16 protein-coding genes are annotated in these 15,431 nt (G+C 67.0%); 2 read left to right on the forward strand and 14 right to left on the reverse strand.

Annotated elements, in window-relative coordinates; translation table 11 throughout:
* The first annotated feature begins 93 nt into the window (after positions 1-93).
* Complete coding sequence (locus tag K7I12_RS16280; RefSeq protein WP_231664703.1) at positions 94-279, forward strand: DUF815 domain-containing protein; 186 nt, start codon at positions 94-96, stop codon at positions 277-279.
* A gap of 21 nt (positions 280-300) precedes the next feature.
* On the opposite strand, the gene der is transcribed toward K7I12_RS16280, so the two are convergent.
* The 14 genes from der to K7I12_RS16350 form a co-directional block, all read right to left on the reverse strand.
* Positions 301-1,716 (reverse strand): ribosome biogenesis GTPase Der, encoded by a 1,416-nt coding sequence (der, locus tag K7I12_RS16285; protein WP_231664704.1) that lies wholly within the window; start codon positions 1,714-1,716, stop codon positions 301-303.
* 148 nt (positions 1,717-1,864) lie between these two features.
* A complete protein-coding gene (gene bamB / locus K7I12_RS16290) occupies positions 1,865-3,025 on the reverse strand; it encodes an outer membrane protein assembly factor BamB (RefSeq protein ID WP_031383990.1) in 1,161 nt (386 codons plus the stop codon).
* Positions 3,022-3,681: a YfgM family protein gene (locus K7I12_RS16295; protein ID WP_031383989.1), complete on the reverse strand. Its 660-nt coding sequence runs from the start codon at positions 3,679-3,681 to the stop codon at positions 3,022-3,024. Before K7I12_RS16295 ends, bamB begins: the two co-directional genes overlap by 4 nt.
* Positions 3,682-3,761: 80 nt before the next feature.
* Positions 3,762-5,042, reverse strand: a complete 1,281-nt coding sequence (gene hisS / locus K7I12_RS16300; RefSeq protein ID WP_231664705.1) for a histidine--tRNA ligase — start codon at positions 5,040-5,042, stop codon at positions 3,762-3,764.
* A 67-nt stretch (positions 5,043-5,109) separates the two neighbouring features.
* Positions 5,110-6,225 (reverse strand): flavodoxin-dependent (E)-4-hydroxy-3-methylbut-2-enyl-diphosphate synthase, encoded by a 1,116-nt coding sequence (gene ispG / locus K7I12_RS16305; protein ID WP_031383987.1) that lies wholly within the window; start codon positions 6,223-6,225, stop codon positions 5,110-5,112.
* Between the two features lie 5 nt (positions 6,226-6,230).
* Positions 6,231-7,310: a RodZ domain-containing protein gene (locus tag K7I12_RS16310; protein WP_031383986.1), complete on the reverse strand. Its 1,080-nt coding sequence runs from the start codon at positions 7,308-7,310 to the stop codon at positions 6,231-6,233.
* A gap of 28 nt (positions 7,311-7,338) precedes the next feature.
* Complete coding sequence (gene pilW / locus K7I12_RS16315) at positions 7,339-8,088, reverse strand: type IV pilus biogenesis/stability protein PilW (protein ID WP_031383985.1); 750 nt, start codon at positions 8,086-8,088, stop codon at positions 7,339-7,341.
* Between the two features lie 169 nt (positions 8,089-8,257).
* Complete coding sequence (gene rlmN, locus K7I12_RS16320; RefSeq protein WP_031383984.1) at positions 8,258-9,385, reverse strand: 23S rRNA (adenine(2503)-C(2))-methyltransferase RlmN; 1,128 nt, start codon at positions 9,383-9,385, stop codon at positions 8,258-8,260.
* An 84-nt stretch (positions 9,386-9,469) separates the two neighbouring features.
* The gene (gene ndk / locus K7I12_RS16325) at positions 9,470-9,895 is read right to left on the reverse strand and encodes a nucleoside-diphosphate kinase (protein ID WP_031383983.1); all 426 of its coding nucleotides are present in this window, start codon (positions 9,893-9,895) and stop codon (positions 9,470-9,472) included.
* A 178-nt stretch (positions 9,896-10,073) separates the two neighbouring features.
* Complete coding sequence (locus K7I12_RS16330; protein WP_031383982.1) at positions 10,074-10,400, reverse strand: HesB/IscA family protein; 327 nt, start codon at positions 10,398-10,400, stop codon at positions 10,074-10,076.
* Positions 10,401-10,471: 71 nt separating this feature from the next.
* On the reverse strand, positions 10,472-11,620 hold the full coding sequence (locus K7I12_RS16335; protein ID WP_031383981.1) for an aminotransferase class V-fold PLP-dependent enzyme: 1,149 nt from the start codon (positions 11,618-11,620) through the stop codon (positions 10,472-10,474).
* Positions 11,621-11,654: 34 nt separating this feature from the next.
* Entirely contained in the window at positions 11,655-12,125 is a 471-nt protein-coding gene (gene iscR / locus K7I12_RS16340; RefSeq protein ID WP_031383980.1) for a Fe-S cluster assembly transcriptional regulator IscR, read from the reverse strand.
* 192 nt (positions 12,126-12,317) lie between these two features.
* The gene (gene cysE / locus K7I12_RS16345) at positions 12,318-13,229 is read right to left on the reverse strand and encodes a serine O-acetyltransferase (protein ID WP_035575273.1); all 912 of its coding nucleotides are present in this window, start codon (positions 13,227-13,229) and stop codon (positions 12,318-12,320) included.
* Positions 13,230-13,340: 111 nt separating this feature from the next.
* Positions 13,341-14,123 (reverse strand): RNA methyltransferase, encoded by a 783-nt coding sequence (locus tag K7I12_RS16350; protein WP_031383978.1) that lies wholly within the window; start codon positions 14,121-14,123, stop codon positions 13,341-13,343.
* 269 nt (positions 14,124-14,392) lie between these two features.
* Here K7I12_RS16350 and K7I12_RS16355 point away from each other — a divergent pair, with 269 nt between their 5' ends.
* Positions 14,393-15,187, forward strand: coding sequence for an inositol monophosphatase family protein (locus K7I12_RS16355; protein ID WP_031383977.1), 795 nt, complete (start codon positions 14,393-14,395; stop codon positions 15,185-15,187).
* Positions 15,188-15,431: the final 244 nt, after the last annotated feature.

Genomic DNA, 15,431 nt, shown 5'->3' on the forward strand with positions numbered 1-15,431 from the left:
GGCGGTCGGCATGGTACATTTCGTCATGGCGGTTGATGCGGTTGATTCTTGTGTAGGAGCTTGAATTATAACCGATTTTCAGCCGCTTTTTTCATGTCTGATGAAATATCCGGGCTAGAGGCCTGTCGCCATTGGGTGGCGCAGCTCGCCGATGAGGGATGCTGGAACGAGGCCGCGCGGGGCGAGGCGATCCGCTACGCCACGCTGCGCGGAGTGCGCAGCGGGCGCGCCGCCTGGCAGTTCGCCTGTTACTGGGTAGGCAGCGCGCCGGAGCGCTGAGCCCGGCGCGGGGATCGCCGCTCAGCGGCGGTTCTTGCGCGCTTCGCGGCTGCGTCCGAGTTCGCGCTTCTTGGCCTTCTCGCGGTCGCTGGCGCCGGCGTCGGGGTCGTAGGGGTTGTTGCCGGAGCGGAATTCGAAGCGGATCGGCGTGCCGCGCACCTTGAGCACCTTGCGGAAGGTGTTGGTCAGGTAGCGCTTGTAGGCTTCCGGCAGCGCCTGGGTCTGGTTGCCGTGGACGACGATGATCGGCGGGTTGCTGCCGCCCTGGTGGGCCATGCGCAGCTTGATGCGCCGGCCGTGGACCAGCGGCGGCTGGTGCTCGCTGACCGCGTCCTGCAGCAGGGTGGTCAGGCGGTTGGTCGACCAGTGGGCGGTGGCGGCCTTGAAGGCGCGCTCGATCGACGGGTAGAGATCGCCCACCGCGGTGCCGTGCAGCGCCGAGATGAAGTGCAGGTCGGCGTAGTCGGCGAAGCCCAGCCGGCGCTTGATCTCGCTGCGCATCTTGTCGCGCTGTTCGCTTTCCAGGCCGTCCCACTTGTTGACCGCCAGCACCAGCGCGCGCCCCGAGTTGAGCACGTAGTCGAGCAGGTGCAGGTCCTGTTCGACCAGACCGCTGCGGGCGTCGAGCACCATCACCGCGACGTGGCATTCCTTGATCGCGTCCAGGGTCTTGATGATCGAGAACTTCTCGGCGGTCAGGCTGACGTTCTTGCGCCGCCGCACCCCGGCGGTGTCGATCAGCACGTAGCGCCGTCCACGACGCTCGAAGGGAATCTCGATGGCATCGCGGGTGGTGCCGGCCTCATCGAACACCACCACGCGTTCCTCGCCGAGCAGCCGGTTGACCAGTGTCGACTTGCCGACGTTGGGCCGGCCGATCACGCCGATGCGAATGCCGCGCTCGGCGTCGGGGGGCGGCGCGTTCTCCTCGCGCTCGGGGAAGGGTGCCAGCACCTCGTCGATCAGGATGGTCACGTTGCGCCCGTGACTCGCCGCGATCGGATGAGGGTCGCCGAGGCCCAGCGTCCAGAACTCGGCCATCGCCGAGTGCTCCTCGAGCCCATCGGTCTTGTTGACCACCAGCCAGGTCTTCTTCTGGTTGACCCGCAGGTGGTTGGCGATCGCCTCGTCGGCGGGGATCAGCCCGCTGCGCGCATCGACCAGGAACAGCACGATGTCGGCCTCGTCGATGGCCAGCAGCGACTGCTCGGCCATGGCGGCGTCGATGCCCTGCTCGTCGCCGCTGATGCCGCCGGTGATGCCGCCGGTGTCGATGACGGTGTATTCCTTGCCGCCGAGCTGGCCGTTGCCGTACTTGCGGTCGCGGGTCAGGCCGGGAAAGTCCGCCACCAGCGCATCACGTGAGCGGGTCAGACGATTGAAAAGGGTCGATTTGCCGACGTTGGGCCGACCGACCAGGGCGATCACGGGATTCATGGGGTGGCGAAGCTCAGAAATGGGTCAGAATGGGGAGGCGAATGCCTGGGGCGCGATTCTATCATCGCCGACGCCCGCACGCCCACTCATTGCGAGGCGGGCTAGACCGAAGGAAACCGGCGGGCCAGGGGGCCCGCCGGCCGCCGACTCAGTCGCTGGCGCGCTCGTTCAGGCGATAGGCGGCAAGTTCGCCGCTGTCGTCCATCACGTAAAGGCGCTGGCCGTCGGCGAGCGGGGACAGGCTGATCGCCGTGCCGAGCTCGCTGCGCCCCACCAGTTCGCCGCTCTCGGCGTCGAGCAGGTGGACGTAACCCGCAAAGTCGCCCACCGCGATGCGCCCGTCGACGAAGGCCGGCGCGGTCAGGCTGCGTCCCTCGAGGGCGTCGGATTCCCACATCACGCGGCCGGAAGCGGCATCCAGCGCCAGCACGTGGCTGTCCTCGTTGACCGTGAACAGCACGTCGCCGACCAGCAACGGCGTCAGATAGCTCGAGGCCTCGCGCTCCCAGAGGATCTCGCCGCTGGTCGCCTCGAGCGCCAGCAGGCGGCCGTTGTAGCTGGTCACATAGAGTCGTCCGTCGCGGGTCAGCAGCGGCTGGCCGTCGAGATCGACCAGCCGGTCGACTTCGGTGCGTCCGGAGGGAACGGCGACACGCATGTCCCACAGCGGCTGGCCGCTGCGGTTGTCGAGCGTCACCAGTCGGCCGTTGGCAAAACCGGCGAAGCTGACCTGGTTGATGACCCGCGGCGTGCCCGTGCCGCGCAGGGTCAGCGCCGGCTCGTTGCTGGTGTAGGTCCAGCGCTCCTCGCCGCTGGCACGATCGAGCGCGGTCACCGCGCCATCGACGCTCTGTACCACCAGCAGCTCGCTGTTGGGCTGCGGCGCGGCAAGCACCTCGCTGGACACCCGTGAACGCCAGACGATCGAGCCGTCGTCCTGATTCAGCGCCAGCACTTCACCGTTGCGAGTACCCAGGTAGATCTGCCCGGCCACCGCGGTGAGGCCGCTGGAGACCGGCGTGTCGAGCTCGATCTGCCATAGCGTCTTGCCGCTTGCGGTGTCGATGGCGCGCAGCAGGCCCGACTGGTCGGCGGCAAACAGCCGGTCGTCGTCCAGCGCTGGAGTGATCGGATAGCGGGCCACGCCCAGGCCATCGCCGACGTCCTGGCTCCATTCGCGGGTCAGTTCGACCTGGCGGTCGATATCGGTCAGCGGCTTGGGCGGATACTGCGGCTCGACGTTACCGGCGCAGCCCGCCAGCAGCGCCGCCAGGGCCAGGGTCGGGGCGAGCAGTTGAACGAGTTTCATAGGGTGGCGTCCTCCGCACCGAGATTGTCGAGCTTGAGCTGCACGCCGTAGACCGGTTGCTCGGACTCGCGGGACAGCGTGAGTGCCTGCTGGTAGGCCTTGCGGGCCTCGTCGTTACGCGCCAGCGCGACCAGCGCGTCGCCGCGGGCGATCGCACGCGGCGCGGCCAGGCTCGCGGGAATGCCGGCCTCGAGGGTGGCGAGCGCCGTCTCGGGCTGGCCGTCGGCGAGCTGGATGCGTGCCAGACGCAGCCGCGCCAGTCCCTTGAGGTAGTCGTCGGCGTCGCCGTCGATGACCCGCTGCAAGGCCTGGCTGGCGCCGGCCAGGTCGCCATCGACGATCTCCAGACGGGCCTGGATCAACGTGGCCAGCTCGGCATAGCGGGTGTCGCCGTAGTCATTGACCAGGGTGTCGATCAGTCCTTCGGCACGGCTTAGCGCCTCGTCCCCCAGGTCCTGCTGGCCGGCCAGCGCAAGCAACTGCTGATACTGCGCCGAGGCCGCCTCGGCCTGCGAATCCTGGTAGTTCTGCCAGGCCTTCCAGGCGAACACGCCGGCCGCGGCGACGACCACGCCGATGATCAGCGACGTGCCATTGCTCTTCCACCAGCGCTTGATCGCGTCAAGCTGTTCTTCTTCACTTCTAAGCTCCGCCACGGGCGGTCTCCTTTACTGTGCATTCGGCGCCACTGGGCATCCGGGTCCTTACAGCCGAAAATCGCCATCCCAACCGGGCGTCAGGCGAGCAGCGCGGCGAGCCGGTCGAGGGCGGCCTGCTGGTCCAGGGTTTCCTGGTCGCGCTGCTCGCGCAGGAACTTGATGCCCAGCAGCCCCTGATCGATTTCGTCATCGCCGAGAATCAGCGCCAGCCGCGCGCCGCTCTTGTCGGCCTTCTTGATCTGGTTCTTGAAGCCGCCGCCGCCGCAGTGGACCTGCAGGGTCAGGCTCGGCAGCGCGTCGCGCAGCCGCTCGCCGAGCAGCTGCGCGGCGTGTTCGGCACGCGCGCCGATGGCCAGCAGGTAGGCATCGGGGCCGCGGCGGCTCTCGGCGGGAACCAGCTCGAGGGTCTCGAGCAGCAGAATCAGCCGCTCGACGCCCATCGCGAAACCCACCGCCGGGGTCGGCTTGCCGCCCAGCTGCTCGACTAAGCCATCGTAGCGGCCACCGGCACATACCGTGCCCTGGCTGCCCAGCGCCTCGGTGGTCCACTCGAACACGGTGCGGCTGTAATAGTCCAGACCGCGAACCAGGCGCGGGTTGATGCGATAGCCGATGCCCGCGGCATCGAGGCGCGCGGTGAGCGTCTCGAAGTGCGCCCGGGATTCGGCGTCGAGATGGTCGAGCAGTTGCGGCGCGTCGGCGAGCATCCCGGCCATGTCGGGATTCTTGGAGTCGAGGATACGCAGCGGATTGCTCGACAGGCGGCGCCTGGCGTCGTCGTCGAGCAGCTCCTGGTGCTGCTCGAAGTAATCGACCAGCCGTTCGCGGTAGGCCCCACGCGCCTCGGGCGAGCCCAGCGAGTTGAGCTCGAGGGTGACGTGCTCGTACAGGCCGAGCTGCTTCCACAGCCGCGCCGAGAGCAGGATCACCTCCAGATCGATGTCCGGGCCGTCCATGCCGTAGGCTTCGATGCCGACCTGATGGAACTGGCGGTAGCGACCCTTCTGCGGGCGCTCGTGACGGAACATCGGCCCCTGGTACCACAGCCGCTGGGTCTGGTTGTAGAGCAGTCCGTGCTCCATGGCGGCGCGCACGCAGGCGGCGGTGCCTTCGGGGCGCAACGTCAGGCTGTCGCCGTTGCGATCGTCGAAGGTGTACATCTCCTTTTCGACGATATCGGTCACCTCGCCGATCGAGCGCGCGAACAGCGCGGTCTGCTCGACGATCGGGGTGCGGATCTCGCGATAGCCATAACGCTGCATCAGCGTCCTGACCTGGCCCTCGAAGTATTGCCACAGCGGCGATTGTTCGGGCAACAGGTCGTTCATGCCACGAATGGCCTGGATCTTCTTGCTCAACGGGGTTTGCTCCTGACAACCGGCGGCGCGGCACCGCCGGACCACTTCGGGTCGTACGATCTGTGGATTAACGCGCGCGAACGATCGTGTCCTGCTCGGCCTGTTGCTTCTCGCGTACCTTGTCGCGGATCAGTTTCTCGAGATCGTCGACGAGATGATCGTTGCGCAGCTTGGAAGCCGGCTTGCCGTCCAGGTAGACCAGATTGGCCGGGCTGCCGCCGGTCAGGCCGACGTCGCTCTCCTTGGCCTCGCCGGGGCCGTTGACCACGCAGCCGATCACCGAGACGTCGAGCGGGGTCATGACGTCCTCGAGGCGCTCCTCGAGGGCATTCATGGTGCTGATGACGTCGAAGTTCTGGCGCGAGCAGCTCGGGCAGGCGATGAAGTTGATGCCCTTGGCGCGCAGCTTGAGGCTCTTGAGCATGTCGAAGCCGACCTTGACCTCCTCGACCGGGTCGGCGGCCAGCGATACGCGGATGGTGTCGCCGATGCCGTCCATCAGCAGTAGCCCTAAGCCGATCGACGACTTGACGGTGCCCGAGCGCAGCCCGCCGGCCTCGGTGATCCCTAAATGCAGCGGCTGTTCGATGCGGCTGGCCAGGTCGCGATAGGCGCCCACCGCCATGAACACGTCGGAGGCCTTGACGCTGACCTTGAAATCGGGAAAGTCGAGGCGATCCAGATGATCGATGTGGCGCATCGCCGATTCCACCAGCGCCGCCGAGGTCGGCTCGCCGTACTTCTTCTGCAGGTCCTTCTCCAAGGAGCCTGCATTGACGCCGATGCGGATCGGGATGGCGTTGTCGCGGGCCGCCGAGACCACCGCGCGCACGCGATCCTCGCGGCCGATGTTGCCGGGGTTGATGCGCAGGCAGTCGACGCCGAGCTCGGCGACGCGCAGGGCGATCTTGTAATCGAAGTGGATGTCGGCGACCAGCGGCACCGGCGACTGGCGCTTGATCCGGCCGAACGCCTCGGCGGCGTCCATGGTCGGCACCGAGACGCGCACGATGTCGGCGCCGGCAGCGGCCAGGCGCTTGATCTGCTCGACGGTGGCGGCGACGTCCAGGGTGTCGGTGTTGGTCATGCTCTGCACGGAGATGGGCGCGTCACCGCCCACAGCGACCGAACCGACATGGATCTGGCGCGACTTGCGCCGCTGGATGGGGGACTGAGCGTGCATGGTGATTACTCTCCCAGCGTAAAGCGGGCGACATTGTTACCGCCGGTGCGGGCAGCGAGGTCGACGGCTTCGCCACGGTAGTTCAACTCGACGCCAGTGGCGTTGCCGATGGTCAGGCGAAACGGCGGGTCGCCCTCGGCCGTGGCCTGGGTGCCGGCGGACTGCAGGCCGACCAGGATGCGGCGGTCGTTGGCGTCGTAGATTTCGGTCCACGACTGCTCATTGAATGTCAGCGATAGTTGCCGTTCGTTGACGGCCGGCGTCTGGGTGGCGCTCTGCTCGGCCGGCGGCGTGGCGCTGTCGGCCTGGCTGGCGGTATCACTGCCGTCTGAACGGGCTGTGCCGGTGGCGGAGCTGTTATCGGTTTCGGCGATGATCGGGTTCGGCGTCTGCGTCGTGTCGTCGGGCGCCGTCGCGGTGGCGGTGTCTTCGCTCGTGGCGGGATCCTCGACCAGCGGCGGCTCGCTCGCTCCGGCGTCGGCTGCGCCACCCTCTGACGCGACCAGACCCAATTCGCCGTCCTGATCGGCGACCGGGGGCATGCCAGCGTCTTGACCGTCGGTACCGCTGGCCCCAGCGGGTCCGTCGTTCATCGACTCGGCGACATTGCCTTCTCTGGAGCCGCTCAGGCCGAGCAGGTCGTTGCCGTTGCGGCTTTGCCACCACAACAGCGTCAGGCCGATCAGGCCGAGAATCACCAGCAGGGTGAACAGCTTGAAGATCCAGGCGCCGACCCGCGACGGCTTGCGCGCGTGCTGCACCGGGGTGACACGCCGCTCGACGTCGCTGCGGGTGTCGCCGTGCTGGGCATTGTAGGCGGCGACCACCGGGCCTTCATCGATGCCCATCAGCCGCGCGTAGGCGCGCAGATAACCGCGGCGATAGGCGGCGACCGGCACCTCGTTGTACTGATCGGCTTCGAGACCGTTGACCACCGCCGGGCGCAGGTTGAGCTGAACCGCGACTTCCTCGATGGTCAGGCCCTGGCGCTCGCGTTCGCGCTTGAGCATCTCGCCGGAAGAGTGCCGGCCGGATGAGAGTTCGGGGTCGAGACTGGCTTCCTGTCGTTGGTGTGCGTCGCTCATGACTGAGCAGTCCTCTCTTATCTTGTGATCAGGGAGCGCGCTGAGACTCGTTCAGCTGCTGCGAATAGAAAGCGGCACTGGCACTGTCACCGCGAGCGCTGGCGATCTGCTCGGCCAGTCGAAGACTCTCGGGGGTGGTGCCGGTCAACCGGATGAAGCGTTGCAACTGGTCCCAGGCGCGATCTTGCTCGCCCTGTGCGGTGAGTGTTCTCGCCAGCGCCAGATAACTGGGCGCGTAGCGTGGGTCGATGCTTTGGGCGCGTTGGAGGCTCTCGGCGGCGTCGGCCAGCGCGCCGCGCTCGAGCCGGCAGCGGCCCAGGTTGGTGAATAACTGGGCGCGGTTGTCGTAATTGATGTCCTGACTGGCGCGTTCGAGCTGTTCGCAGGCCGCCGCGATCTCGCCCTGGCGGTAGAGGAATGCCGCGTAGTTGTTGCGCGCTCGGGTCAGGTCGGGGTTGGCGGCCAGCGCGCGCTTGAAGAACTCGCGAGCCAGCCGGTTCTCGCCCTGGCGCTGGTAGAGCAGCGCATTGGCCTGCAGCGCGTCGGCATTGCCGGGATCGATGGCCAAGGCGCGTTCGAGTTTGCGCTGCGCGCGGGGCAGGTTGCCCTGTTCCATGTACTCGATGCCCATCGCCACGTTGAGCTCGGCCGCCCGGTCCGGGTCCGCAGCGCTTTCCAGGCCGTCCTGCTGCGTGGCGGCGCAGCCGGAAAGCCACAGCGTTGCGAACATGACGGCACCCAGCCGGGGTGCGGGTAACGAGCATGGGCGACGAATCATGCACTCCTCTCGACGGTGGCGGATCGTTCGGCGCGAACGGCCTGCGGTCGACTCTCTGGGTTGTAAGAAACCGCTTGCGCGACACGGCGCGGCCAAGCTTTGAGCGTACTCATAAAAGCGCTGCGACCAGTCGAAGTCAAGGTCGCTGCCCACGGGCGGGACCGCTCCATCAATCGGCGTCGAGCTGAATCGACTGGATATAACGCGCGTGACGCCGCGTGCGGTCCTTGACCCGGCCCACCAGCTGGCCGCAGGCGGCATCGATGTCGTCCCCCCGAGTGGCGCGAATCGGCGCGGTGTAGCCGAGATCGAACAGCCACTGCTGGAAGCGCATGGTCTGGTTGCGCGAGGGTTTCTCGTAGCCTGAATGCGGGAACGGGTTGAACGGAATCAGGTTGATCTTGCACGGCAGTTCCTCGAGCAGCGCGGCGAGCTGTTCGGCGTGCTCGCGCTGGTCGTTGACGTCCTTGATCAGCGTGTACTCGATGGTCACCAGCCGGGTGTCATGGCACTTGGCCAGGTAGCGCTGGCAGGCATCGAGCAGCTTGCGGATGTTGTACTTGCGGTTGAGCGGTACCAGTTCGTTGCGCAGCTCGTCGTTGGCGGCGTGCAGTGAAATCGCCAGGCTCACGTCGATCTCGTCGCCGAGCTTGTCGATCATCGGCACCACGCCCGAGGTCGACAGCGTGACGCGACGCTTGGATAGCCCGTAGCCGTTGTCGTCGAGCATCAGCTTCATCGCCGGCACCACGTTGTCGTAGTTGAGCAGCGGCTCGCCCATGCCCATCATCACCACATTGGTTACCGGGCGATTGGCGGTATCGCGGCGCGGCCCGCTGCTGCGCTGCGCCACCCACACCTGGCCGATGATCTCGGCGGCGGTCAGGTTGCGCTGGAAACCCTGCTTGCCGGTGGAGCAGAAGCTGCAGTCGAGCGAGCAGCCGACCTGCGACGACACGCACAGCGTGCGCCGGGCGCCGTTGTCCGACGGAATCAGCACGGTCTCCACGTAGCTGCCGTCCTCGACCTCGAGCACCCACTTGCGGGTGCCGTCGTTCGAGGTGCCCTCGTAGACCACCCCCGGACCGCGCACCTCGGCTACCTCGGCGAGCTTGGCGCGCAGCGGCTTGGAGAGGTTGGTCATGGCCTCGAAGTCGTCACAGCCGTCGATATGGATCCACTTCATTAGCTGATTGGCGCGGAATTTCTTTTCGCCGATCGACAGGAAGAAGGCTTCCATCTGTTCGCGTGACAGGCCAAGCAGATTGGTGCGGGGGGTAATGGCGGTGGCGGTCATGGTGGTCAACCGGTCGGTGGGGCGTGATGAGGGACGGACCCGGACTGGACAACCGCGGGAGCCGGCCGGCTCCCGCGCGTCGACTCAGCGCGGGCAGATCTCGTCGGCGCCGAAGAAGTAGGCCACTTCGCGCTCGGCGGATTCCGGGGAATCGGAGCCGTGCACGGCGTTGGCGTCGATGGATTGCGCGAAATCGGCACGAATGGTGCCCGGCGCGGCTTCCTTGGGATTGGTGGCGCCCATCAGTTCACGATTCTTGGCGATGGCGTCGCCGCCTTCCAGCACCAGCACGGTGACCGGGCCCGAAGTCATGAAGCCAACCAGTTCGCCGAAGAAGCCGCGCTCCTTGTGTTCGGCGTAGAACCCCTCGGCCTGCTCTCGGGACAGCTGCAGCATCTTGGCCGCGACGATCTTGAGGCCGGCCTTCTCGAAGCGGCTGACGATCTCGCCGATCACGTTCTTGGCGACGGCGTCGGGCTTGATGATGGACAGGGTGCGCTGGTTGGCCATGGTGTCGTTCTCCGTGAAAACAAAGGGTCGCTGATACGGCTGCGCGCCGCAGGGTAGCGGCGCGCAGAGGGTCGGGGTCAGGCGCCGCGCGGGGGCGGGCGCTGAGCGCGCGTTAGTATAGCCCTTCGTGGACGGCTACGCATCCGCGACGCGCAGGGTATCAGACGCTGCTGATTTTTCAGACGCTGAAACTTTCGCCGCAGCCGCACTGGTCCTTGACGTTGGGGTTGTTGAAGCGAAAGAAGCGGTTGAGCCCCTCGTTGACGTAGTCGACCTCGCTGCCGTCGAGCATGGTCAGCGCGTCGGGGGCGACGAACACCTGCACGCCATGCTCCTTGAACGAGACGTCGTCACCCGCCGCCTCGTCGGCGAAATCGAGCACGTAGCTATAGCCCGAGCAGCCGCTGGGCTTGACGCTGACGCGCAGCCCCAGGCCGTGACCGCGCTCGTCGAGGACCCGGCGAATCTGTTCGGCGGCGGTGGTGGTGATGGATAGGTGCGCCATGGTAAACCTCCTGACTTCTGTGCGGCGGCGACTACTGAATTAGTGGCCGGGGGTGCCGGAATATAGCGCCGCTAGCGGCGTAGTGTGGCGACGGCGTGTTGCAGGTCGGCGACGGCGGCGTCGATCTCGGCCTCGCTGGTGAAGCGACCGAAGCTGAAGCGCAGCGCCGTCAGCGCCCGGGCACGCGGCACGCCGATACCCGTCAATACATAGGATGGCTCGACACTCGCCGAATTGCAGGCCGAGCCGGTGGAAACCGCGATGCCGCGCAGCGCCATGAGCAGCGATTCGCCGTCGATGCCGTCGAACGACAGGTTGACGATATTGGGCACCGAGACGCTGGTGTCGGTGTTGCGGTGAATGCCCTCGAGTCCCTTCAGCCCGGCGAGAAAGCGGCTCGCCAGCGCCGCGATGCGCGCCTGGTCGGCTTCGCCCTCGTCGGCGGCCAGCGCGAAGGCCTCGCCCATGCCGGTAATCTGATGGGTCGGCAGGGTGCCCGAGCGCATGCCGCGCTCGTGGCCACCGCCGTGGATCAGCGCCTCGATACGGATGTCGGGGCTGCGCTTGACGTACAGCGCGCCGACGCCCTTGGGCCCGTAGACCTTGTGACCCGACAGCGACATCAGGTCGATGCCCTGCTCGACGACGTCCAGTGTCAGGCGTCCGATGGCCTGTGCGGCATCGACGTGAAACACCGCATCGCGGGCATGGACCACTGCCGCCAGCGCGGCCAGGTCGTTGATCGCGCCGAGCTCGTTGTTGACCGCCATCAGCGACACCAGCGCCGTATCGTCGCGCATTGCCGCGGCGAGCTTCGACGGTGAGATGCGTCCGTCGTGCTGCGGCTGAAGCCAGGTCACCTCGAAGCCCTCGGCCTCCAGGGCGCGGGCGGTGTCGACGACTGCCTTGTGCTCGATGGTCGAGGTCACCAGGTGCCGGCCGCGGGCGCGATTGGCGCGCATGAAGCCGATCAGTGCCAGGTTGTCGGCCTCGGTGGCGCCCGAGGTCCAGACGATCTCGCGCGGATCCGCGCCGATCAGATCGGCGACCTGGCGGCGTGCGCTCTCAACCGCCTGCTCGGCCTGCCAACCGGCCATGTGACTGCGCGAGGCCGGGTTGGCGAAGATGCCGTCGAGTCCCAGATAACGCGTCATCACCTCGGCGACGCGGGGGTCGACAGGGGTGGTGGCGGCGTAGTCGAGATACACGGGGGTGTTCATGGTTCTTTGCTTGGCCTCGGTAAGTGCTGCTGCTTCACGGTGGTGAGGTGGCGATGGTATTGGCGTCGAAGGTCTGGCGTTGCCGGGCGGCGATCTGCCGGACCTCCTGGCGCTTGACCAGTTCGCCCAGACTGATGCCGTCGAGGAAGCCGTGAATCTCGTGGGACAGTTCGCACCACAGGTGATGGGTGAGGCAGGTATTGCCCTGCTGACAGTCCGACAATCCCTGACAGCGCGTCGCGTCCAGCGACTCGTTGACCGCGTCGATCACTCGCGCTACTGAGACCGCGTCCGGCGTGACCGCCAGCAGGTAGCCACCGCCCGGTCCGCGCACGCTCTTGACCAGCTGCGCACGACGCAGGCGGGCGAACAGCTGCTCGAGATACGACAGCGAAATCGCCTGGCGCTGGGAGATATCGGCCAGGCTGATCGGCCCCTGCTTGCCGTGCAGGGCAAGATCGAGCATCGCGGTGACGGCGTAGCGTCCTTTGGTGGTCAGGCGCATAAGGGAGTCACAAGTCGCGTTGGATAATCGAGAACGGTGATCGCACGCATGGGCGCTCGAACGCTGATTGCTGAAGGCCTGCGGGTCGGCAGGCTGAAAAACCGCGCCCGGCGCGCCTTTCGCGGCGGGTCGGAGGCTATGCTGCGGCCATTATGGAAAAACCGAGTAGAACGGTCAACAATTGCCGCGGACTCAGCGCTGCCCGCCCGAACGTCGCCGTGGCGTCTGTTGATCGTCGGACGACGAAGCCGCGGCATCGCGTTCGGCGGCACGCGTCTCGGGAGCCTTGGAGGGTAGTGCCGGGTCGGGCGAGCAGCAGCTGTCGACGTCGGCGAGGATCTCGGCGAAATCCTCGTCGCGCAGTTCGGGCAGGTTGCCGGTGCGGTAACTGGCGTCGAGCTTGCATAGCGTGTTGCACATCATCTCGATGCGCTGATCGACGGCGTGCATGTGGTCGAGCATCGCCTGCATCGAACGCGCCACCGGGTCGGGCATGTCCTGGCTGACGCCGTAGGCATCGAAGCCGAATTTCCGGCGGATCGCCTCGCGCCGCTCGGGATCGAAATTCGGCACGTCCTCGCTGTCCGGGTCGGCGCGCTTGACGATCTTGCCGGGGATGCCGACCACCGTGGCGCCGGCCGGTACCTCCTTGGTGATCACCGCATTGGAACCGACCTTGGCGCCGGCGCCGACCGTGAACGGGCCAAGGATCTTGGCGCCGGCGCCGACGATCACCCCGTCGCCCAGGGTGGGGTGGCGCTTGCCCTTGTTCCAGCTGGTGCCGCCCAGGGTCACGCCCTGGTAGAGCGTGACGTCGTCGCCGACCTCGGCGGTCTCGCCGATCACCACGCCCATGCCATGGTCGATGAAGAAGCGCCGGCCGATGCGCGCGCCGGGATGGATCTCGATGCCGGTCAGCCAGCGCGCCAGGGTCGAGACGGTCTTGGCCAGCCACTTGAGGTTGTGACGCCACAGCCAGCTACCCAGACGATGGGCGAGCAGCGCATGCAGGCCGGGGTAGTTGGTCAGCACTTCGAGGAAGTTGCGTGCCGCCGGGTCGCGGTCGAACACGCTATGGATGTCTTCACGCAGGCGGCGAAACATGCAGCGATCCTTGTTGAACGACGGCGCGCAGCGGCCCGCCGATGATCGGGGTGGCCATACATTATTGGGGCGCGTCGGCCGGGCTGCAAGGTTGCCCGGCGACGCGGGCGCTCAGCGTCCTCCGGTGCGCTTCTCGATGGCGGTGAGAATGCCGCGCAGGATGCTGACCTCGAGGCTGTCGGGTCGCGCACGCAGGTACAATCGGCGCAGCCGGGCCATGAGCTGGCGCGGCCGCTCGGGATCGTGAAAGCCGATCGCCGTCAGCACGCGCTCGAGGTGCGCGAAGTAGCGCTCGAGATCGGCATGGCTGGCCGGCGGGTTGTCCCACTCGACGCCGCAGGGCGCCTCACCGAAGGGCACCTCGCCGGAGGGCGCGGCCGCTTGCCCGGCCTCGCCGGCGTCCAGCCAAGCGAGTCGGCACTCGTAGCTCAGCACCTGCACGGCGGCGGCCAGGTTGAGCGAGCTGAACTCGGCGTTGGTGGGGATGTGCACGTGACGATGGCAGCGCTGCAGCTCGGTGTTGGTCAGTCCGCTGTCCTCGCGGCCGAACACCAGCGCCACGCGGGCCTCGCGACGGGACAGCTCGGCGGGCAGCGCGGCGCCCAGCTGGCGCGGGCTGATCATCGGCCAGGGCAGGGTGCGCGAGCGGGCGCTGGCGCCGACCACCAGCGTGGCGTCGGCGACCGCGTCGTCGAGGCTCTCGTGCAGCGAAGCCGTGACGAGCAGCGCGTCGGCGCCGGAGGCGCGCGAGATCGACTCGCTGGTCTGGACCTCGCAGCGCGGCGCGACCAGGGCCAGGTCGGCGAGCCCCATGTTCTTCATCGCCCGGGCCACGGCGCCGATGTTGCCGGGGTGACTGGTGCCGATGAGTACGATGCGGATGCGCTCGAGCATGAGTCTGGACCTGCAGGTTGCCGAAGAGGATGGGCGAAATTCTATCATGCTGGCTTCGAGCTTCGAGCTTCGAGCTTCGAGCTTCGAGCTTCGAGCTTCGAGCTTCGAGCTTCGAGCTTCGAGCTTCGAGCTTCGAGCTTCGAGCTTCGAGCTTCGAGCTTCGAGCTTCGATAGCGGCCATTGAGGGGATCTGCTAGGATTCGCGCCGACAGCTTCGATCCGAAGGCTATCCCGTTCTTTAACAGTTACCGAATCCTCAAGGCCCGATCATGCATCCGATGGTCCAATACGCACTGCGCGCCGCGCGCAGTGCCGCCGAGCAGTTTGTGCGCATCCGCGAACGTATCGACATCGCTCACGAAGAGCGCAAGATCGACCAGTTGCTCGAAGACGCCGCCCGCAACGCCGAGACGCTGATCGTCCGCCAGCTGGCGCGCGGTTATCCGCAGCACGGCGTCGCCGGTCGCTTCACCCCGCACCGCGATGGTGAAGGCGAAGGCCGCGACATGCTGTGGCGGATCGAGCCCTTCCACGGCTATTCCAACTTAAGCACCGGCGGCAACGGCTTCGCGCTGTCGCTGGTGTGCCTGGTCAAGGGGCGCCCCGAGCACGCGGTGGTGATCTGCCCGTTCAGCGACGACGAGTACCTGGTCAGCCGCGGCCGGGGCGCGCAGCACAACGGCAAGCGCATCCGCGTCAGCAAGGCCACCCAGGTCGAGGGCATTCGCCTGGCAATGGGCTTGCCGGAACGCTGGCTGCGTTCGCGCCATCTGCCGACTTACCTGACGCTGGCCCAGCAGCTCGGCCCGCGCATCGACACGCTGACCGCCAGCGGCTGCCCGCTGCTCGACATCGCCGAGCTGGCCGCCGGGCGCGTCGACGCGGCCTTCGTGCTGGGCCTCGAGGAACAGGACAGCCTGGTCGGCACGCTGCTGCTCAAGGAAGCCGGCGCGCTGATGGGCGGACCCGACGGTTCGCCCGGCGTGACCCCGGAAGGCCGGCTGATGGCCGCCGGCCCGCGGCTCTACAAGACGCTGGTGCAGACCCTGCAGCCGCATCTCTGAGGCCGTCGCCAGGCGTCTGCCACCAATGAAAAAACCGCTCGATTCGGGTAATGCCAGTCAGTTAACGCTGACTGGCATTTTTCTTGGGTGCGCCAGGCATGGCGCGCAGCGCCGTGACTGGCACTGTTCCCGAGGGTGGTGCCTCGGGATGACTTGGGGGTGAAAGTCCCCTGCACGCCCGGCAAGGGGAAGTGCTAGCCGACGGCAAGGGTGTCTCCTGCGAAGGGGAATCTGAAGGAAGCCC

Origin of the sequence: Halomonas sp. IOP_31, from assembly GCF_021151495.1 — a bacterium.
GTDB classification, from domain to species: domain Bacteria; phylum Pseudomonadota; class Gammaproteobacteria; order Pseudomonadales; family Halomonadaceae; genus Modicisalibacter; species Modicisalibacter zincidurans.